General features: G+C 44.6%; 19 protein-coding genes, 1 pseudogene and 1 other annotated feature. Of the genes and pseudogenes, 10 read left to right on the plus strand and 10 right to left on the minus strand.

Features of this window, described 5'->3' with window-relative positions:
- Positions 1-66: 66 nt before the first annotated feature.
- Positions 67-1,518, plus strand: a complete 1,452-nt coding sequence (locus tag B5X77_RS07560; RefSeq protein ID WP_079506721.1) for a S41 family peptidase — start codon at positions 67-69, stop codon at positions 1,516-1,518.
- Positions 1,519-1,963: 445 nt separating this feature from the next.
- Positions 1,964-3,157 carry a PDZ domain-containing protein gene (locus B5X77_RS07565; protein WP_079506723.1) on the plus strand — a complete coding sequence of 398 codons (1,194 nt, stop codon included), beginning with the start codon at positions 1,964-1,966 and terminating at the stop codon, positions 3,155-3,157.
- Between the two features lie 61 nt (positions 3,158-3,218).
- Here B5X77_RS07565 and B5X77_RS07570 read toward each other — a convergent pair whose 3' ends face one another.
- The 4 genes from B5X77_RS07570 to B5X77_RS07585 form a co-directional block, all read right to left on the minus strand.
- Entirely contained in the window at positions 3,219-4,343 is a 1,125-nt protein-coding gene (locus tag B5X77_RS07570) for a Ger(x)C family spore germination protein (protein WP_079506725.1), read from the minus strand.
- On the minus strand, positions 4,324-5,451 hold the full coding sequence (locus tag B5X77_RS07575) for a GerAB/ArcD/ProY family transporter (RefSeq protein ID WP_079506727.1): 1,128 nt from the start codon (positions 5,449-5,451) through the stop codon (positions 4,324-4,326). Before B5X77_RS07575 ends, B5X77_RS07570 begins: the two co-directional genes overlap by 20 nt.
- Before the next feature lie 16 nt (positions 5,452-5,467).
- Positions 5,468-6,973: a spore germination protein gene (locus B5X77_RS07580; protein WP_079506729.1), complete on the minus strand. Its 1,506-nt coding sequence runs from the start codon at positions 6,971-6,973 to the stop codon at positions 5,468-5,470.
- 119 nt (positions 6,974-7,092) lie between these two features.
- Positions 7,093-8,430 (minus strand): sodium-dependent transporter, encoded by a 1,338-nt coding sequence (locus tag B5X77_RS07585; protein WP_079506731.1) that lies wholly within the window; start codon positions 8,428-8,430, stop codon positions 7,093-7,095.
- Positions 8,431-8,518: 88 nt separating this feature from the next.
- Positions 8,519-8,754: a binding site (T-box leader), on the minus strand.
- Positions 8,755-8,870: 116 nt separating this feature from the next.
- Here B5X77_RS07585 and iadA point away from each other — a divergent pair.
- Positions 8,871-10,040: a beta-aspartyl-peptidase gene (gene iadA / locus B5X77_RS07590; protein ID WP_079506733.1), complete on the plus strand. Its 1,170-nt coding sequence runs from the start codon at positions 8,871-8,873 to the stop codon at positions 10,038-10,040.
- A 238-nt stretch (positions 10,041-10,278) separates the two neighbouring features.
- Here iadA and chrA read toward each other — a convergent pair whose 3' ends face one another.
- Genes chrA through B5X77_RS07610 form a run of 4 tightly spaced genes read right to left on the minus strand, consistent with a single transcriptional unit; the run spans position 10,279 to position 13,237 of the window.
- Positions 10,279-11,472, minus strand: coding sequence for a chromate efflux transporter (gene chrA / locus B5X77_RS07595; RefSeq protein WP_079506735.1), 1,194 nt, complete (start codon positions 11,470-11,472; stop codon positions 10,279-10,281).
- Positions 11,469-12,263 carry an ABC transporter permease gene (locus B5X77_RS07600; RefSeq protein WP_079506737.1) on the minus strand — a complete coding sequence of 265 codons (795 nt, stop codon included), beginning with the start codon at positions 12,261-12,263 and terminating at the stop codon, positions 11,469-11,471. Before B5X77_RS07600 ends, chrA begins: the two co-directional genes overlap by 4 nt.
- 15 nt (positions 12,264-12,278) lie before the next feature.
- Positions 12,279-12,914, minus strand: coding sequence for an ABC transporter ATP-binding protein (locus tag B5X77_RS07605; RefSeq protein ID WP_079506739.1), 636 nt, complete (start codon positions 12,912-12,914; stop codon positions 12,279-12,281).
- A gap of 14 nt (positions 12,915-12,928) precedes the next feature.
- Positions 12,929-13,237: a PadR family transcriptional regulator gene (locus B5X77_RS07610; protein WP_079506741.1), complete on the minus strand. Its 309-nt coding sequence runs from the start codon at positions 13,235-13,237 to the stop codon at positions 12,929-12,931.
- A 246-nt stretch (positions 13,238-13,483) separates the two neighbouring features.
- Here B5X77_RS07610 and B5X77_RS07615 point away from each other — a divergent pair, with 246 nt between their 5' ends.
- Positions 13,484-14,539 carry a YncE family protein gene (locus B5X77_RS07615; RefSeq protein ID WP_079506743.1) on the plus strand — a complete coding sequence of 352 codons (1,056 nt, stop codon included), beginning with the start codon at positions 13,484-13,486 and terminating at the stop codon, positions 14,537-14,539.
- A gap of 94 nt (positions 14,540-14,633) precedes the next feature.
- Positions 14,634-15,260 carry an NAD(P)/FAD-dependent oxidoreductase gene (locus tag B5X77_RS07620; protein WP_079506745.1) on the plus strand — a complete coding sequence of 209 codons (627 nt, stop codon included), beginning with the start codon at positions 14,634-14,636 and terminating at the stop codon, positions 15,258-15,260.
- A gap of 98 nt (positions 15,261-15,358) precedes the next feature.
- On the opposite strand, the gene B5X77_RS07625 is transcribed toward B5X77_RS07620, so the two are convergent.
- Both B5X77_RS07625 and B5X77_RS07630 read right to left on the minus strand, forming a co-directional pair.
- Positions 15,359-15,580 carry a hypothetical protein gene (locus tag B5X77_RS07625; protein ID WP_079506747.1) on the minus strand — a complete coding sequence of 74 codons (222 nt, stop codon included), beginning with the start codon at positions 15,578-15,580 and terminating at the stop codon, positions 15,359-15,361.
- 153 nt (positions 15,581-15,733) lie between these two features.
- Positions 15,734-15,823: pseudogene (locus tag B5X77_RS07630) on the minus strand (multicopper oxidase domain-containing protein); the annotation flags it as partial.
- Between the two features lie 138 nt (positions 15,824-15,961).
- On the opposite strand from B5X77_RS07630, the gene B5X77_RS07635 reads away from it, so the two are divergent.
- The 5 genes from B5X77_RS07635 to B5X77_RS07655 all read left to right on the plus strand — a co-directional run bounded on the left by B5X77_RS07635 (position 15,962) and on the right by B5X77_RS07655 (position 19,454).
- Positions 15,962-16,519: a ferric reductase-like transmembrane domain-containing protein gene (locus tag B5X77_RS07635; protein ID WP_139378320.1), complete on the plus strand. Its 558-nt coding sequence runs from the start codon at positions 15,962-15,964 to the stop codon at positions 16,517-16,519.
- 279 nt (positions 16,520-16,798) lie between these two features.
- A complete protein-coding gene (locus B5X77_RS07640) occupies positions 16,799-17,122 on the plus strand; it encodes a hypothetical protein (RefSeq protein ID WP_139378321.1) in 324 nt (107 codons plus the stop codon).
- On the plus strand, positions 17,109-17,597 hold the full coding sequence (locus tag B5X77_RS07645; RefSeq protein ID WP_079506753.1) for a hypothetical protein: 489 nt from the start codon (positions 17,109-17,111) through the stop codon (positions 17,595-17,597). The genes B5X77_RS07640 and B5X77_RS07645 overlap by 14 nt, the downstream gene beginning before the upstream one ends.
- A gap of 82 nt (positions 17,598-17,679) precedes the next feature.
- A complete protein-coding gene (locus B5X77_RS07650) occupies positions 17,680-18,528 on the plus strand; it encodes an ABC transporter permease subunit (protein WP_079506755.1) in 849 nt (282 codons plus the stop codon).
- Entirely contained in the window at positions 18,525-19,454 is a 930-nt protein-coding gene (locus tag B5X77_RS07655; RefSeq protein ID WP_079506757.1) for a hypothetical protein, read from the plus strand. The genes B5X77_RS07650 and B5X77_RS07655 overlap by 4 nt, the downstream gene beginning before the upstream one ends.
- Positions 19,455-19,533 lie beyond the last annotated feature (79 nt).

Raw genomic sequence — 19,533 nt, forward strand, 5'->3', positions numbered from 1 at the left:
ATTGGAATCATAGAAATTTTTACGGCAGAGGAGCAGTAGATGCGGTAAACAGGGAGGAGTTTGGCAATGGAACGCAAGTGGATTGCCATTTTGATGGCGGGCTCGCTGCTTACTGGAGCGGGGAGTACATACGCTGGTATGCAATGGTATGAGAGCAAAGCGGGGGTGCTGGAGCATCAGATTGTGCCTGCACAGGAAATTAAGAAGTCCCAATCTGGCAAGCAGGGCAGCCTCGACAAAGTCGAACAGGCCTACAGTTTGATTTTTAACAGTTATGTTGAAAAAGTAGAGGGGGATAAGCTGGTCGAGGGTGCAATCCAGGGGATGCTGTCGACTCTGGAGGATCCTTATTCCGTTTATATGGACAAGGAGACGGCGAAACAATTCAATGACACGCTGGAGTCGTCCTTCGAAGGAATTGGTGCTGAGGTCAGTTCGGTCGATGGCAGAATCGTGATTGTTTCGCCTTTTAAAAATTCCCCTGCGGAAAAAGCAGGTTTGAAGCCGAACGACCAAATTTTAAAGGTCGATGGCGAAAGTATCGAAGGACTGGATCTGTATGAGGCGACACTGAAAATCAGAGGCAAGAAGGGGACGCCTGTTGTCCTCGAGATTGAGCGGAAAGGTTTAAAGGATCCGCTTCAAGTCAAAGTAGTTCGTGATGAAATTCCGCAGATTACCGTCCATGCTGATATGAAAAAGGTAAATGGTGAAAAAATTGGTTACCTTGAGATTACTTCTTTTTCTGAGGAAACATCAAAGGAGTTCAAAAAGGAGCTTAAAGCTTTTGAAAAAGAAGGTATGGATGCCCTGTTGATTGATGTGCGCGGAAATCCTGGCGGGCTGCTTTCCAGCGTGGAGGAAATTTTACGGGAGATTATTCCTAAAAGTAAACCGCTCTATCAAATCGAAGAACGCAGCGGCGATAAGACACGTTATTTTTCCGATCTCGATCAGGCAAAAGACTACCCAATTGCCGTGTTGACTGATGATGGCAGTGCATCCGCATCTGAAATATTGGCAGGAGCCATGAAGGAGGCCGGCGACTATCCGGTCATTGGCGAGAAAACCTTCGGCAAGGGGACTGTCCAGCAGGCTGTACCGATGGGAGATGGCAGCAACATTAAGCTGACACTGTTCAAGTGGCTGACACCTGACGGCAATTGGATCCATAAAAAAGGCATCGAGCCGACCGTAGAAGTCAACCAGCCTGCGCTGTACGATACCCATCCTATTCAGGCTGAGAACCCGCTCAAGCTGGACATGAATAACGAGCAGGTGAAGAATGCCCAGGAAATTCTTGACGGCCTCGGATTTGAGCCTGGCCGTACAGACGGCTACTTCAGCGATAAAACGGAGATTGCTGTCAAAGCATTCCAGCGGAAAAATGGCATGGATGTAACGGGTATAATTGACGGCAAGACAGCATCCGCACTGGAGAATGCCGCCAGGGAAGCGATGAAGCAGGAAGAAAATGATTTGCAGCTGCAGACCGCATTGAGACTGCTGGCAAAGTAGTGATAATTTTGACCTTCATCGGTTTTAAAATGTTGGGGAGATGGACTGTAAAACAGCCGCACTATAATATGGTGCGGTTTTGTTTTTTTACAACGAATTGTAAAAAGTAGTGATTAAAGAAAAATGGATTGATTATATCCAGAACCATAGTGATGCAAGCTTAAAACGTAGTGATTCGAGTGTGAAAAACATAGTGATGCAAGCTTAAAACGTAGTGATTCGAGTGTAAAACATAGTGATTCAAGCTTAAACAGTAGTAAATAAATTCTAAAACGCAGTGATTGTACAAATGATTCAAAACCACTGCAATTAAACACAAAAAGATATGTTTTCTCCACAAGAAAAAAATCCCATCAAGATTCCGCAACTATTGATAGGTTTTAACCTTTAGATTTGATAGAATAAGCTTAATATCAAGTAATTTACGAAGGCTGGTGACATAGGGTTGGCACAGGATTGGTTCATTGAACTTTTGAAAGGGACGGGCAGGCTTCTGCTTCACCCTGTGTTCTATTATTCTTTCTTTATAGCAGCAGTCCTTGGGGTATCGCGCGTGAAACGGGAGCGGAAAAATTTCACGGTCCGGTCGAAGGATGCATATTTTGAGCTCAGGCAGCTGTATCCTCTGGGACTGCTGATCGGGCTGGTGGTTTCCATCATCACCATTGCAGCAGGGATCACGATTCCATTCGCGGCAATTATTTTAGTTGCAACTGCAACCATATTATTGAGCTTTACAACCAGAGTCAGGCTTCTGGCTCCTGCCTATACTGTTGGCGTTGCTTTTTTTGCTTTAATTTTTCTATCAGGTAAGGAATACAAACTCCCGTTAATCGGTGACCTTTTTTCGAGCCTTGATGAAAAAATCTATCCCTCCATCGCGATTTTGTTGGCGTTACTGACAATTGGCGAAGGGTTCCTTATTTTGAAAAATGGCAAAAAGGGGACTTCCCCTAAATTGGTCAAGAGCAAGCGCGGCCAGATGGTTGGTGTCCATGAGGTGAAACGCTTGTGGATGGTACCGGCATTTATGCTTGTTCCGGGCAGTGTGCTTACACTTCCGTTCGACTGGTGGCCGGTGTTCACACTTGGCGACAATACATATTCATTGATTCTTGTTCCATTTGCAATCGGCATGCATCAGCAAATCCAGGGCATGCTGCCGAAGGATGCTATCCAGCAGCAGGGGAGCCGGGTAATTGGCCTTGGTATACTGATCACTTTGATTGCTGCAGCGGGTTACTGGTACCCCATCGCAGCCATCGCAGCCGTGTCAGCTGCCATAATCGGCCGCGAAGCCCTGACCTTTACTCAACGAATGCACGAAGAGGGCAGGCCGTTTTATTTTTCGAAAAAGAATCATGGGGTGATGATTCTTGGTGTCCTGCCAGAATCGCCGGCAGAGAAGATGGCTCTTGAAGTCGGGGAGCTTGTGACAAAGGTCAATGGCACGAACGTCAATGACGAAAAGACATTCTATGAGGCTCTGTCGCGCAACAGGGCACATTGCAAGCTTGAAGTGCTTGATACAAACGGTCAAATCCGCTTCGTCCAGAGAGCGTTATATGAAGGGGATCACCACGAGTTGGGCATCCTTTTTGTCCAGGACGAGAAGAAGTGGGACAGTGCAGTGGTTTAATGCATCAAATTCAAATTTATGACTTAGCGGGAGCCAATCAAGAGGCTCCCGCTTTTTCAGGTTATTCGACCACACCTGTTCTCATAATTTCAAAATCAATCTTCACATCGACTTTGCTTTCTGGGTACATGCTATGCCATTTCTCAGTTGTTAAGTTAGTCCCCCTGACACTCTTTCGATAAATTTCTCCAAATCCGAATGGATCTGCCCCCAACTCCCGTGCTTTTGTAATGAGATTTTCAATTTCGGATGTGATTTTTTCGTCAAGCTTCGTTTCTAGTTGCTTAAGGTATACGGGGTTTTTTAAATCCAGCGCCTGGTTGATTTCGAGAAGCCTTGTTTCCATTTTGACTTTCAGCTCGAACTGCAGGTTATCTTTGTTAATCAGTTTAATGTCGCTTCTGCTCTCGATTGTGTCAAGAACGACTGCCAGATTGTCTGGCTGTTCATGAGTCTCTCGAAGGTCAAAATCTTCTTTAGGAATTTCAAGTTCAATCGCTCCGGCGTCGTATCGGTCGTTGACAAGCTTTAAATAAAAAGCCTCTTTTGCACTGATTTTACCGACCATCTTTTCATTTTTTAACAGGGCCATTCCAGTTATTTTTACAATGCCTTTTTCACCTTTTAAAGTGGGCGCGATTGGATCAATACCTGGTGCGTAGTAATCATGCAATACTTCCTGAAGGGTGGAAGACGGGATTTTTTCACCCTTTATGTTTTGATCCAGTTCCTTATATATGAGCTGGCTTATATCGGAAAATTGTTCGTTATTTTGGTTAAGGAGATCATTTGCCCTTCCCTCTACCACGGCAAGATAGGTGAGATCACTTATAGAGGGGTCACGTGCGAGCGTATCTGCCAGATTGATGAGGCCGGCTCGGACAACTTCCTCACTGAAAAGCGCAACCCGCAGCTGCCCCGACTGCAGCTTTTTAGGGCTTTTTAAATCTGCCTCATTTCTGGCTCCTTTACTGGTTGCTGACTTTGCGGACAGGATAACAGAACTTTTGGGAGCCTCCGGGTCGATTTGGAGCAGTACCATTGTCGCCAGAATCTGCCTATCCTCTGTGAGATCATAGCCTACTGTTGTAAGCAAACCCATCCGCTCCAGTGTTTTCTGTTCTGCACAGCCAGAGAGGATTAACACAAGTATGACAATCAGGATTTTATTCCCCTTTTTGCGCATGTGCCTCCCCCTTTTTACCGAAAAGTTTCTTTCTAATCAGTACAGCACCGAATAGAAGCAATGGATAAACAAAGACAATATAGAGTGCGCCCCTTGCGAAATAGTCATTCATCATGTTGGTTTGCACCCTGGTGAGTGGATATAGCAGGGTCAAAAAAATAAAGATAAGGAGAACCCAGCTGACTTTCTGCTCCTTCTTATTAAAAATCCTGGAAATCCCTCGGGTGGCTGCCCACATATAGAGCATCAGGTTTGGTAAAACAAGCAGGACCCAGAAAGTGATCGCAACGTACTCAAACCTTTCAATGAAAGGGAAACGGACAATTTTAAAAAGGGAGAGCGTGCCCCAGATGGTCCGTTCAAGCTGGCCGCCGCTGAAATAGGCAAGGGAAATAACCATGAGGGCCAGATACAGGATGGTTGTAAAGCCAAGTCCAAGCTGCATATATTTATGGACACGGTCTTTTTCTTTTAAAAAGGGATAGATCACATAGATGATTTCAAAGCCGATGACTGTGAAGGTCATTTGTTTTGTACCCTTTAAGATTTCCGGAATGCTCGCTTCGAATATTGGAAATAAGTAATCCCAGTTAGCGAATTGAGCTGGATAGGCAATCAGGAGAATCAGCCATAATGACAGAACAACACTAAAGAAGCTGACCCCGACTACTGTCCTCAAACCGCCATTCAGGCCGTAATAAACAAGGTAGGCGAGGGTGAGGGAAAGCAGCCAGGTCGGAACTTCAGGGAAAATCCATGCCTGGATAACCTCAATATAATTTCGGACGATGACGTGGAATCCTCCGAGAAAGTATAAAACATACACGATATTAAGAAAATTCCCAAGCCATTTACCAAGTACATCATATTGAATCCCGTATAGATCAGAATTCTCATATGCCTGTAAAGTCTTTACCATAATAAACCCTACAATGGCAGTTGCGACGCCGCTTAGTATGACGGAAACCCAGGCATCATGCTTGGCCTCCAAGTATATAATTCGCTGGAACCCCTGGATGCCAACACCTACCTGCATTGAATGGATCACGAAGAAAAGCAGTAAAGTATTGATCATGTTTTGGGGTTTAGGCTCAATGTGAATTTTCATTCAATAACACCACGACTTATTCTTTGGTTTTTCGTTCTGCGTACTTTATCCTGTCCAATGGCCTAGTCTGCAACGGACGCTTGTTGGTCCATCCAATAGGAAGACGAATGATACTGTCACGCCAATCTTCAAATCTCGGCGGGTAAAACGGAGCCAAAAACGGTGTATCCAGGCTGGATAGGCGGAGCAGGTGGATCAGCAGGAAGCAAAAGCCAACCATAAGTCCGTAAAATCCCCATAAACCTGCCAATATGATTAATGGAAAACGCAAGACCCTGATGACGTTGCCCATCATATAGTTTGGCGTCGTGAACGAAGCGAGTGCGCTAACAGCGATGATGATAATCAGGATATTGCTGGTGAATCCCGCGTCCACTGCCGCTGTTCCGACGACAATACCGCCTACGATACCCATTGTCTGGCCGACCTTGGTTGGCAGCCGTGCCCCGGCTTCCCGGAGGAGTTCAATCATGGTTTCCAGCAGCAATGCCTCAATAATAGGCGGAAAAGGTACCCGTGATCTGGATTCACCAAGCGGTATGAGCAGTGTTTGCGGGATGATCTCATAATGGAAAGTCAATGCTGCCACATATATCGCCGTAAAAAAAATCGACACAATCATCGAGAACACTCGTAAGACTCTGAGAAAGGTCGCGATTTGCCATCTGACACTTTGATCCTCCATGCTCTGGAAAAATTCAATGAAGGTTTGCGGTGCTCCGATGACCTGGACACTGCCATCAACCAGGACGATCATCTTACCATTCAACAGCCAGGCACAGGCACGGTCTGGTCTTTCCGTCAGCAGCATTTGAGGGAAAATTGCAAATGAGTTATCCTCAATGAGCTGGACAAAAATAGAGCTGTCAAGGATCCCATCCACTTCAATGGATTTGATTCTCTCACGCATTCGGTCAATCATATCATCGTCGGCAATCCCCTTCATATAGAGAAGTGAAATCGCTGACTTCGTCTGTTTTCCGACGGAATAGCTTTCATTGCATAGATTTGGATTGGTAAGGTATCGACGGATTAGTGAGATATTGGTCGCAAGGCTCTCATTGAAAGCGATTTGCGGCCCCAAAACCTGTGATTCATTTTCCGGGCGGGTCAATGATCGGTTTTCCTGGGTAGCGACTACAGCACTAATGATGACTGGGTGTCCCGGCGAATGGACCGCCACTGCTCCATGTAAAACGGAATTAATCACATCTTCGACATATTTTTGCTTAGAAGTACCTGAAACTGTAATATGCTTGAATGCTTCGCTTGGATTAGGCTCAGCATCTTCGAGACGAGCTAGAACATTTTCATTCAGCATCTTCTTATCTGTCAAAGTATCTAGGAAGATAAGGGTGAAGCCGTTCGAGAGTTCCTTGATATTCAAGTCTGCACTGTGATGAAGACGCTCCTTCATTATTGTGATGAACTCATCTTTGTAAACAGGGATTAACTCCTTGTCGTCGAAGTTTTTTTCATTCTTGCTGTCAGGAGTCTCAGGTTTCTTTTTCTTGAAGAACATCAAAAATCCCTCCGATGCAGTCATCTACACAAAAGGTTTTGCATTAAAGGGAAAAATTATACTGCTGATAGATTTTGTGATTGCATGAAAAAAGAAGCTGACGTAAAGTCAGCTTCCCATTAAATAACGCCAAGTGAATCAAGGAACACGATGATGATGACTACAGGAACGATAAACCTCATCACATTATACCAGAGGCTGAAGAGCAAGCTGCCGGCCTTCGACTGTTGCAAAAGCTCCTGCCTTAAGATTTCTTTTTTGATTTTTAGCGGAACGAAAATCGAAATCAGAAGAACTCCCAGCGGCATCAGGATATTGCTTACCAGGAAATCGGCTGTGTCGAAAATGTTTTTTCCGAAAATCGTTACATCTGCCAGTGTCCCGAAAGACAGGGCAGAAGGGATGCCAAGCAGGAAAATCAGGCCCCCAGCAATCCATGCGAATCTTGCGCGCTTATTTGGGTCTCCTTTAGCGAGTGTGGCGACGACAATCTCAAGCATCGAGAATGCGGAGGTCAGTGTCGCGAACAGGAATAATGCCAAAAACAGCAGCAGGAACAGCTCGCCGAAGACCATTTTTTCAAAGACGGCGGGAAGGACGACGAATAACAATCCAGGTCCTTCTGCCGGTTCGAACCCGAGTGAGAAAACGGCTGGGAAAATCGCCAGCCCGGCAAGCAGGGCAATAAAAAGGTTCATCCCGACAACAGACAGGGCAGGCTGAACGATGCTGCCTTTCTTCGGCAGGTATGAACTATAAGTCACCATTACCGAAACGCCGACGCTGAGGGAGAAAAAGGATTGTCCCATCGCGAACAAAATGCTTTCAGAGGTGATGCTTGAAAAATTCGGAGCGAGGAAAAATTTTACGCCAGCAAGTGCATTATTGAGCGTTAGTGAACGGACGATTAGAATGATGAAAAGCAGGAATAAGGCCGGCATCATGATTTTGCTTGCTTTTTCAATGCCAGACTGGATGCCTTTAGCGACCACGACGATTGTGATCAGCAAGAATGCAGCCTGGGCAGCAAGTACACTAGATGGGCTGCCGATCGTGTTTTCAAACATCTTACCGTAATCAGCACCTTCCTGAATAACTCCTCCAGCCAGTCCCTTTACAAAATAAAGGCTGATCCAGCCGCCGACTACACTGTAAAAGCTGAGCAGCACGAAGCTGGTCACAACACCGAGTATCCCGATTAGATACCAGTTGCTTTTTGGCGCTATTTCCAGGTAAGCGCGGATCGCTTCCTTACCGGTACTGCGGCCAATCACGAATTCCGCAAGCAACAGCGGAAGGCCGATGAACAGCGAGAACAAAATGAACATGAGGAAAAAGGCTCCGCCCCCGCTTACCCCGGTAACATACGGAAGCTTCCAGATCGCCCCGATTCCGATGGCGGAACCGGCTGCGGCAAGGATAAATCCAATCTTTGATGACCACTGTTCTTTCTCCATAAAAACTCTCCCTTTTCTCTCCCTATTTCAGCGTTGCATGATCGATGTCCGGGCAAAATAAAAAGCCGCGCCGCTATCCATCGATCTGGATAGGGACGTGGCTGAACACGCGGTACCACCCTATTTGGAAGCAAAAATCGCTTCCCGCTCAAGTTTTACGATAACGGTTTTTGACCGCCCTTTTTAAAATGCTATTCAAAAGCATTCTGTTTAAGGGATAGCTCCAAGAACGAAATTCACCATGTCTTTGTATCAGTTCTCACCAACCACTGATTCTCTAGTAACAGGGAGACCGGCTTAATAGACTCTCTTCAACGCTTCAACTTATTAAAATATATAACCGAAATTATAGTACGATACCAAAATGTTGTCAACCTTCTTTTTCAGATTATTGAAACAGGATATAATTGAACTACTAAAGAATATATGGAGGATCGCGTATGCTGACACTGATCAAAAATGGAGAGATTTACGCACCAGATCACCTTGGAAAAAAAGATATCTTACTTGTTGATAAGAAAATCGGATACATACAGGATGAAATTGAAGTTCCAGAAAAATTCGTTGATATGAAGGTCATTGATGCTTCCGGCAAAAAAATCGTGCCTGGGTTCATTGATTCACATGTCCATCTGATTGGCGGCGGGGGAGAGGGAGGCTTTCGAACCAGGACACCTGAAATCCAGCTCACCCAGGCGACAACCTCGGGCATCACTACGCTTGTCGGCGTTCTTGGCACTGACGGCACTACCCGGACAATGCCTAGCTTGATTGCCAAGGCACGCGCATTAGAGGAAGAAGGAATCACCACCTATGTCCAGACTGGATCCTATCAGGTCCCTGTCAAAACACTCACTGGCAAAATCGAGGATGACATCATTTTAATCGATAAAGTGATTGGGGCAGGAGAAATTGCGATTGCTGATCATCGTTCATCACAGCCTACACCCGAGGAAATGGCGAAGATTGCTTCGGCTGCCAGGATTGGCGGGATGCTCGGCGGAAAAAGCGGCATCGTCAACGTCCATGTCGGCGATAGCCTGGATCATCTTAAACTGATCGAGGAGGTGGTCGAGAACACCGACATCCCGATCAGACAATTTTATCCGACCCACATCAATCGCAATCCTCATCTGTTTGAAGCTGGCATCGAGTACGCGAAAAAAGGCGGCTGGGTTGATTTTACAACCAGTTCCATTCCCAAGTTTTTAGAGGAAGGGGAGGTAAAATGCAGCGTCGGATTGAAGCGGATGCTCGAAGCGGGTGTTGACATCAGCCAGATTACCTTCACATCCGATGGCCAGGCAAGCCTGCCTGATTTTGATAAAAATGGTGAATTGATCGGTTTGCAGATCGGCCAGGTTTCTTCTTTGTATGAAGCTGTTAAGGAAGCGGTCGTAACAGAAGGAATCCCTCTTGAAGTGGCCATCCGTGTCATCACCGCAAACCCTGCGGCTATCCTGAAGCTCAGCCAAAAAGGCCGGGTTGAAGCTGGCCGTGACGCAGATCTTGTCCTGCTCGATGAGAATCTCGAAGTCAACACCGTGATTGCTATGGGGCAGTTGATGGTGGAGAACCGTGTGGCTTTGGTAAAAGGAACGTTTGAATGATAGGGAGAACCTTGACCGCGAGTGGTCAAGGTTCTTTTTTAATCTGGTTGATATATCTGGAAAAGTGGTCGATATATTCTAAAATGTGGTCGATATATTTTAAAATCGACTGATATATTCAAAAAAGTGTTCGATAAAATCTGATTTTCGCCAATAAAATCTACTCTGCGTAAATCTGAGCCCGGAATAAGCGTGTCTATTTATTAAAAAGCAAAAACCGGGCCGCTGCCCGGTCTTTTTAAAAAATCATATACAAAATCATGCCGCCTACAGCTCCAGTAACTACAACAATCCATGGCGCAAGCTTCCAGTACACCAGCATGCTGAACAACACGGCAGCGAACACAAAGTCGATTGGTTCTAGAATCGAACTTGTCCAGATTGGCTGGTAGAACGCCGCGATCAGGATACCGACCACGGCGGCATTCACACCCATAAGTGCCCGGCTGATTTTGCTGTTCCGTCTTAACGCATCCCAGAATGGCAGTGTCCCCAAAATCAGCAGGAATGCCGGCAAAAAGATGGCAGCAGTTGCAAGCAGGCCGCCCTGCCAACCGTTGATGATCGCTCCGATATAGGCAGCGAATGTGAAAAGAGGACCTGGAACTGCCTGGGCAGCGCCATAGCCTGCCAGGAATGCTTCTTCACTCAGCCATCCGGTCGGGACGAATTCACGTTCAAGCAATGGCAGGACAACATGGCCGCCGCCGAACACAAGTGAGCCTGAGCGGTAAAAGCTGTCAAACATCGCAATCCAATTAAGTGAAGTAGCTTCACGTAAAATCGGCAGGAGAATCAGCAAACCGAAAAACAAACCAAGACTTACAAAACCCACAGTTTTTGAAATTGAAAAGGTCATTCTTTTATCATCTGTGGCGTTGTGGGACTTGAACAACACGTAGCCTAAAATTCCGGCGATGATAATAACGCCTATTTGCGTGAACGCGGTCTGCCATAGCAGAGTTGCTGCGAGCGCGAACAGGGCAATCGTCTTTCTCGGCAAATCAGGAGTCAGCTTTTGGGCCATTCCGAGAATGGCATGAGCAACGACGGCAACAGCAACGACTTTAAGGCCATGAATCCAGCCTGCGTCTGCGACATCAAATCCCTGTAAAATCAATGCGAAAATAATAAGGGCAAAAACAGAGGGCAGTGTGAATCCAAGGAAGGCGAATAATCCTCCGAGCAATCCTCCGTGCATCAGGCCTACTCCGATTCCGACCTGGCTGCTTGCGGGTCCGGGCAGGAACTGGCATAAAGCCACCAGATCCGCATAGCTTTTTTCATCCATCCATTTCCTGCGGCGGACATATTCTTCATGGAAGTAGCCAAGGTGGGCAACAGGACCGCCGAAAGATGTCAGTCCGAGCCTTGTGGATACCATCAAAATCTCCAACAGTGACTGGAATGAAACACTCTTTTTATCTGTCATTTCTTTTTCTCCTTCATAACTAATTGTAATCGATCATTGAAAAAGGATTTGTATGCGAGCTGCAAATACAGAATCACTGTCAGCGACACGCTTCCGACGATGCCTAGCATAATCGCGATCTGATATTCCACCGCTACGATGGGCGACGTTCCGGACAGGATTTGCCCTGTCATCATGCCGGGGAGGAATATGATCCCCATGCCGACCATCGAGTTGATCGTCGGCAGCATCGCTGCATCAAAGGCCTGGTTGACGACTTTTTTTGCAGCGTGCTTTGGAGTTGCCCCAAGCATTAATGCACCTTCAATTTGTTCTTTGTTCGCTTCAAAGCCTGATATTAGATTGTTCACCCCAAGTGAAATGCCCGTCATCGAGTTCCCAATAATCATCCCGGCAATTGGGATGAAATAACGAGGCTCATACCACGGCGTGACGTTAAGGACGAAGAGAATGAAAAAGAACAAACTTGTCAGGATGCCGATTGCCATGGCTAAAGCGATATACTTTTTCATCATGTCGCCAAGCGGATGCTTTGTCCTTTTGTAGACATTATAGATGGCGAAAATTTGCATGATGGCAATGATCAACAAGGTATAAAAGGGGTTCGGGTTGTCAAACAGATAGACGAGCAGATATCCCACAAGGATGAGCTGCAGCGACATCCGGGCAGTTGCCAGCAGGATTTCTTTTTCACGAGGAATCCCGCGGACCCTGACAATCACGATTAAAATCAGGATGAAAATGTAGGCAGCAGCAAGCTGCCAAAAGCTCAAATCCATAACATCATCCATTAGCTATGCCTCCCATCATTCCATTCCGCCTTCAATCGAATAACGTGACATATCAATCTTATTTTCGGCAACAATCTCAGCAAGCTCCTTCGAATGGGTAATCATAATGACCGTTTTGGAGTGCTTCCTAACATATTCAAGGAATCGCAGCAAAACAGTCCTGGCCGTATCCTCATCCAATGCAGAGGTCGGCTCGTCCAGCAGAAAAACCTCGGGATCAAGAAGCATCACCCTTGCCCAGGAAAGCCGCTGTTTTTCACCTCCGGAAAGGTGGTCTGCTTCTTCATCCAACCGCTTATCCAGCAGAAACAGCTGAAGCAATTCTTCTATGTCCTTTTTGCTCGCTGGCTCTTTTTCGGAAAAAGCGAGGCCAATCTGCAGATTATCCTCAATGCTGCCGTCAAAAATGACTGGAGCCTGGGGCACCATTCCAACCGTTCTTCTTAGTTGAAGGGGATTTATTGTGCTGATGGCTTTATTTTTAAAAAGAATCTCTCCCTGATCAGGGCTGGATAGGTCATTCAGCATTCGCAGCAAGGTTGATTTTCCGCTGCCGCTTGGACCGGTGATGCAGGTGAACTGATTGCCTGGAATGGTTAAGGTGTCAACATGGATAATCCCGTCCACTTTTACATCTTTAAGTTCAAACAAACTCCTCACTCCAATCAATCCTTGATTTCCTTGAACAATTCATAAGCCTTTTTACGGGCTTCGTCCAGCACACTGCTGCCTTTCTCTGTCGTCCGGTAATATTTTCGGATTTTCCCTTCAACATTTCTTTCTTCTTTTAAAAGAAGGCCGTCCGATTCCATCGAGTGGAGAATCGGATACAGGGTGCCTGCGCTGATCGTATACCCATGTTCCTTAAGCTCCTCGAGCATCCACAGTCCAAAAATCGGCTGTTCCTTCGCATGGTGCAAAATATGAATATGGATGAATCCAAGAAACAATTTCCTTAAAACCTTGTCCTCCATTTTCATCCTTCTTTCCTTGATATCGAAATTCGATATCATTATAACGTAACCGGGAATTTAATCAACTGTTATACGTATCGCTGGTTTGGAAAAACAAAAATTTTACAATAGAATTTTGCAGAAATTATCAATTTCAAAAAGATGTTGAAATTAAAATAGAATATCTGATTAAGTGATGTAGTTCACATTTCCGAGTGGTTTAAGCGGATTATCATAATGATAGATTCCCAATAAGGAGGGCTCAACATGAGTCGTATGAATGTAAAAATCATTAGTGTATTAGCATCTGTTGGTATAGCTCTGGCGGGGTGCGGATCAACAGCCACCAAGGAGGCAGAAAAGCCTGCAGTAAATGCAGCCAAACAGGAACATACTGTGGAAAGGTTCTATTTTACGGCGAATGAGGGCGGGACCATCAGCAAGGTTTCTGCAACAGACAATAAAGTGGCTGCAACCATCAAGGCGGATGGTGTTGTCCATAATATCCAGCTGTCCCCTGACGGTAAAGTTGTTGCTGCTACTCTCATTCCGGAGACAGGGCACAGCCATGGCGGTCACGAAGAAAAAACACCAGGGAAAGTAGTATTCTTTGATGCTTTTACAAACCAACTTTTAAAAACGGTTGAAGTCGGGAATCATCCGGCGCATGTGGTGTATTCAGAGGATGGAAAATACGTATTGGCAACAAACAACGAAGATAACACGGTTTCGGTAATCAATGCAGCAACCTATGACCTGGTAAAAACTGTTCCAACCGGCAAGGGCCCCCATGGGTTCAGGATTTCGGCAGACAGCAAATTTGCCTATATTGCCAATATGGGAGAGGACACGGTAAGTGCAATTAATCTGGAAACATTTAAAGAAGAAAGAATCAAAACTGGCAATACCCCTGTGACGACCGGAATTACAAGGGATGGAAAGACCCTTGCGGTGACCCTATTCGCTGAAAGTTCCCTGGCCATAGTCAATGTGGAGACAAAAGAGATTGTGAAGGTGAAAGTTGGCAATGGACCTGCGCAGGTATATATAGGTCCGGATGACAAATTTGCCTATGTCGCCAATCAGGGAACAGAGGAATCTCCATCGAATTCACTTTCAATAGTAGACCTCGAAACAAAGAAGGTTGTCGAGGAAATCGAAACAGGGAATGGAGCGCATGGTGTAACTGTCAGCAGTGATGGTAAGTTTGCCTATGTAACCAATATGTTTGACAATACCGTCAGTGTGATAGACCTTGAAAGTAAGCATGTAAACACAATCGACGTCGGGGAAATACCAAACGGCATCACAATCATGGACTGATGTTATCATGCATTCAAAAAAATCCACACTTTCTCCACTTTTTCACGGTATTATGTAAATAAATCAACTCGTGAAAAAGGAGGAAGGCAGATCATTGGAAGCGACAGAGAAAACAATCAAGCTGGCGGTTAACGGAGGGATTGGTTTTGGATCCAAGCTGAACGCCAGACAACTGCTCGTCCTGGCAAAGTATATGGAAGAAGATCAGGAATTGGAACTGACAACATTCCAGCAACTGTATATTGAAATACCGGAAAGCCGGAAAGACGAGGCGTTGGCTGAGTTTGAACAGGCGGGACTCAGCTGTTATCCGGTCGGAAGCTTTGTGAAAAGCCTGCGAACCTGCAATTTTTGCAAGGGAGCTGAGGAGGAAGGCATGCCGGTCGCGATTGAACTCAATAAAAGAATGGCCGGCAAACCCGTACCTTTCACGCTTAAGCCAGCATATACCGGCTGCCCGGTTGGCTGCGGCGAACCGCTGATCAACGACATCGGGATCATGAAGATTAAAGATGGATACAATTTGTATGCAGGCGGCAAGTCAAAAGGTCAGGATGCCGCTGCAGGAACTATGCTGTTCGAAAATCTAACACCTGACGAACTTTATCAAAAGGTCGACAGATTGATAGAAATCTATAGTGAACAAGGAAGAAAGCGCGAACAGATGCACAAATTCATCAGCCGATTTGAAAAAGATGAGCTCATGGAGCTTTTGAATTAGCAGGATAAAAGAAGCGAGTCTAAAAACATTGCTTGTAACAATTGGAATCATTACAAGCAATGTTTTTCTTGCCTTTTAAAAAATAGTCCAACCGTTAATTAAAATGTTCCAACCGGCAATAAAATCGCTCCAACCGGCAATAAAATCGCTCCAACCGGCAATAAAATGGCTCCAACCGGCAATAAAATGGCTCCAACCGGTAATAAAGTTGCTTGAACCGGTAATAAAATCGCCTCAACTGAAAATAAAGTTATTCGATCGGTAAATAAATCCGATTCAACTGACTTTTCAGAGGTTCTGACAGGAAATAAAGCGACCAAACTATTAAAACGTCTTATTTAATTGGCAAAAATCCGCGAAAATGCAATATACCTTGCACCCCCCTCAAAGTCTTATTTCCCGCATAAGCCACCCAGGCTTATGCTTTTTTACGCCAAAAAAAAGCCCCGGAAAAATACCGGAGCCTGCATTATTTATTCTTCTACTTTAAATTGTCCCATCATTCCAGCATCTTCATGCTCAAGGATATGGCAGTGGGACATAAAAACTCCTTTAAAATCTTGTCCTTCATTTTCATCCCTCTTTTGACAGAAGAAGATCCAATAACGAAATGCGATATCATTTCACCTAAATATAGACAGATATTCAAGCCAGACCATCGTGTCGCGAAAAATAGCATATTTTTAAGATAGGGTGTAAAAATGAGCATATGGAGAGAAAAAGAGGAGTGGAGCGGAATGTCCAAAAATGCTTTGTCAAAATGGATTAAATTTGGCGGCTGCACCGTTATTGTAATCTCTGCAGGATTATTCATCCTGGGATTTATGACCGGTGAAACAGATTTGATGAGCGAGTTTTTCGAGAAGGTCGGAACTATAGCCGAAATAGGGGTGATCACTGCATTTGCATTATGGATGGCCAGATTATTATTCCTTCAGCTAAAAAAACGAAATTTTATATTTGTAAAGTCGGTTCAACTGGCTTTCAAGCTATTAAGAGAACATCACACCCTGATTGGCTGGGCTGCTTTTTCTGCCGCACTTGCCCATGGTTCTTATTTTTTCCTGCAGACAAACGAAGAATGGGAAAGCATCTATAGCGGATTGGCGACTTTAATTGGTTTTGGCATCCTTGTGATCTTCGGCTTGATCCTGGACAAGAGCGCCAGGGGGAAGAAGTATCTTACTTTTAAAAAAGTTCACCAGGCTATGGCAATTGTCTTTGGATTTGCATTAGGAATACATCTTCTGTTTGGATAATAAAAATAAAGACTTCTGCATTCGTTGTCTTAGTTTTCCCAGAGTCGATAGGGATAAAATCGCCTAAAGAGGGAGACAGCTAAAAAGGTGTGACCTACTATTATTAATAAGGATGTTTCTATGCCTCTCCCAATTTATCTCACCATTGCAATCTTGTTGATTCTGTATATGTTTTTTATGCGCAAACCGCTGAACTTTCTGCATAATTCCATAATATATATGGTCATTGTGTTTTTCGGTACGCAATTCATCACGATTGTACGGATGGAGTTTCATTTAATGGAAAAATCCAGCGGCCATTTGGATTACGTATCATTTCTGCTGTATCGCAACATTTTGCTGCCTGCAGTGGTCTTGATTTTTCTCAATTACTACCTGCAGCAGCAAGCGGGAAAATATAAAATGGTTCTATTATTGTTCTGTACATTATTGTTGGCTGGACTTGATTGGCTTAACAACTACTTCGGAATCCTGATGTATACCCGCTGGAACCTGTTGTTCAGTGTGGTTGTTGATGTAGTGTACCTGCTAATTGCCCTGGGAGTCTTGAAGCTGCTTTTGAAAACCAATATCCGGGAGAGCAACCGAGATGAAAATATATGAGGATGCTTTTAATCAGAATGAGTGGTTCATTATTGGCAGCCTCCTTGTGCTGCATGGTGCCCTCTGGTTTGCACCGAAAATATTCAGTAAAATCGAAACGATAGCCTATTACTTGTTTGGTGTGAGTGTTGTCTTATTTTTTGACCATACCATCAGTGTGAAGCCCTGGGATTTTTATGATGTGAATGACAATTCCTCTTATCAATTCATAGACTTCCTTAGTTATATAACGTATGGACCATATAGTTACTTCTTTATTTATTTCTATGAAAGATGGAAGGTTTCGGGTTTAAAGACGATTCCTTATATATTGATCTGGTCGGCCTTTTCGGTACTGATGGAATGGATTGGTGTCCAGATTGGCATGATGCATTATGAAAAAGGGTACAAGATGCATTGGTCTTTTCCGATTTATTTTTCTGTTCAAAGTTTGTTGCTCGCTTTTTATCATCTTGTAAAAAGGCAGAGGGAATAAGCGTCTGATTTTAAATGTTCCTGTCATATTTTCGGAAAATTATATATAATTAGGAAGGAATTTAAAGTAAGGGGATCAATAGATGATAAAGACCAGTGCGATTCATTTAATCAGATTCATTATCCAATACATCACAGGTGTATTTATTTTTATTGCCATTGGCAGCCTTCCCATTTTGCTGAGTGATCTTGCATTTGATACTGAAGGGTACTTTAATAGTGTCAAGGTGCTGACAGTGAAAATCTTTACATTGAGTGACTTGACTTACGATGGTTTTCACGAAATGCTGCCGGCGGTGATGGACCGTTTTCTCTATTCGATGAAGACATTGGGAATCGCCCTCGCTGTGGCTGCAGGAGCGGCGTTCCTGTTGTCCTATTTGCTCGTCCTTTTTTTTGAAAAGAAAAAAGACTATATTTTAAGCTTCATAGAAATCATCCGATCCATCCCTGATGTGTTATGGATGTTCCTGCTCCAGGCAGGTGTCATTTGGCTTTTTAAATCAACTGGAGTCAAATTCATCCAGACGACTTCACTGGGCAGCGATAACGAGGCTGTCCTGCTTCCGCTCATCAGCCTGAGCCTGCCGATTTTTCTATTTTTGACACAGATTATCGTCCTTAAAATTTTTGAGGAACTGGATAAACAGTATATTTTCCTGGCAAAAGCGAAAGGGCTGTCCAATTTTTACATACTGAATGTCCATGTGATACGCAATATCAGTCAGGACCTGCTGGGACATTTTAAGACGATTGTTTGGATGATGCTCTCAACGCTGGTCATGGTGGAATACATTTTTAACCTGGAAGGTTTGATGCTGTTCAATTTCAAGCATATTTCCGTTGAACTGTTCGTTTTTAGCTGCATTCTATTTTTTACTCCGTTTTTCCTGATTTACAGACTAATAGATTATAGAAGGTTATCAATATGATTAGATTGCTGAAAACAAAGAAATTCATGATTGGTTCTTCATTCCTGACAATCCTGCTTACGCTTAGCATCTTGAATACCCTTGTGAATGATGGGGAAATCAGGCAGGTTCAATTCGTCTATCATGAGGATGGCAGTCTGGAAAAGGCGCCACCGTACCCGCCGTTTGATGTTTTTCTTTTGGGCTCGGACATGTATGGCTATGACGTGCTCCATACAGTGATCGAAGGGGCAAAATACTCAATTGGAATTGTATTGATTGTCGCATTTTTAAGGATGATGCTTTCCATTGTGCTCAGTTATTTTCTATTCCGGGTGCCGGAACGGATCTTCAGGCTGATAAAAGCAGTCTCGGAACCGTTATCCTTTGTGCCGCAGACCTTGATTGCCTTTTTCCTTCTATATACAGTGGTCATGTATACCATTGAAGGCTTCCATCATCCCTTTTGGGTGAGAGCATTGTATGAATTCGTCATTTTGATCCTGGTGGCACTGCCAGCCTTGACGGTTCAGCTTATGGAACAAAAACGGCTTGTCTGGAAAGAAGAGTTTATTGAATCCGCGATCACCCTTGGCGGTTCCAAGCGCCATATTTACTCTAAGCACGTCCTTCCGCAGCTGTATGAAGAATGGATCATAATGTTCGGTCAGCAGTTCCTTCAGGTACTGACGCTGCTGGTCCATCTTGGCGTGATGACGGTCTTGTTCGGCGGCACGATAACGGGTGAAGGCCCTCCATCCTCTGTCACCCATGAATGGGCAGGGCTGATTGGACTGAATAAGCGCTTTATGCTGTCATACGAGTGGATTGTTTATGTGCCAATCCTGTTTTTCGCACTGACCGCCCTGAGTGTTGCGATGATCAACAAAGCCATGAGTGACTTCTTCAACCAGAAGGATATTGTGAGGAAGGACAAGGGGCTATAACACTTTTGTACTATAAAAATACCCCGTTTGATGAATGGTCAATGCCAGATGCTTTTGTCATAATAATGTTCAACGAAAC

It is taken from the genome of Mesobacillus jeotgali, from assembly GCF_900166585.1.
In the GTDB taxonomy this organism is placed as follows: Bacteria; Bacillota; Bacilli; order Bacillales; family Cytobacillaceae; genus Mesobacillus; species Mesobacillus jeotgali_A.

Bases quoted from the DNA above. Each gene is read 5' to 3' on its own strand.
- B5X77_RS07560 (WP_079506721.1), top strand. From the start codon at position 67: ATGGAACGCAAGTGGATTGCCATTTTGATGGCGGGCTCGCTGCTTACT.
- B5X77_RS07570 (WP_079506725.1), bottom strand. From the start codon at position 4,343: ATGCGCAAAAAGGGGAATAAAATCCTGATTGTCATACTTGTGTTAATC.
- B5X77_RS07575 (WP_079506727.1), bottom strand. From the start codon at position 5,451: ATGAAAATTCACATTGAGCCTAAACCCCAAAACATGATCAATACTTTA.
- B5X77_RS07580 (WP_079506729.1), bottom strand. From the start codon at position 6,973: ATGTTCTTCAAGAAAAAGAAACCTGAGACTCCTGACAGCAAGAATGAA.
- B5X77_RS07585 (WP_079506731.1), bottom strand. From the start codon at position 8,430: ATGGAGAAAGAACAGTGGTCATCAAAGATTGGATTTATCCTTGCCGCA.
- iadA (WP_079506733.1), top strand. From the start codon at position 8,871: ATGCTGACACTGATCAAAAATGGAGAGATTTACGCACCAGATCACCTT.
- chrA (WP_079506735.1), bottom strand. From the start codon at position 11,472: ATGACAGATAAAAAGAGTGTTTCATTCCAGTCACTGTTGGAGATTTTG.
- B5X77_RS07600 (WP_079506737.1), bottom strand. From the start codon at position 12,263: ATGGATGATGTTATGGATTTGAGCTTTTGGCAGCTTGCTGCTGCCTAC.
- B5X77_RS07610 (WP_079506741.1), bottom strand. From the start codon at position 13,237: ATGGAGGACAAGGTTTTAAGGAAATTGTTTCTTGGATTCATCCATATT.
- B5X77_RS07615 (WP_079506743.1), top strand. From the start codon at position 13,484: ATGAGTCGTATGAATGTAAAAATCATTAGTGTATTAGCATCTGTTGGT.
- B5X77_RS07635 (WP_139378320.1), top strand. From the start codon at position 15,962: ATGAGCATATGGAGAGAAAAAGAGGAGTGGAGCGGAATGTCCAAAAAT.
- B5X77_RS07640 (WP_139378321.1), top strand. From the start codon at position 16,799: ATGGAAAAATCCAGCGGCCATTTGGATTACGTATCATTTCTGCTGTAT.
- B5X77_RS07645 (WP_079506753.1), top strand. From the start codon at position 17,109: ATGAAAATATATGAGGATGCTTTTAATCAGAATGAGTGGTTCATTATT.
- B5X77_RS07650 (WP_079506755.1), top strand. From the start codon at position 17,680: ATGATAAAGACCAGTGCGATTCATTTAATCAGATTCATTATCCAATAC.
- B5X77_RS07655 (WP_079506757.1), top strand. From the start codon at position 18,525: ATGATTAGATTGCTGAAAACAAAGAAATTCATGATTGGTTCTTCATTC.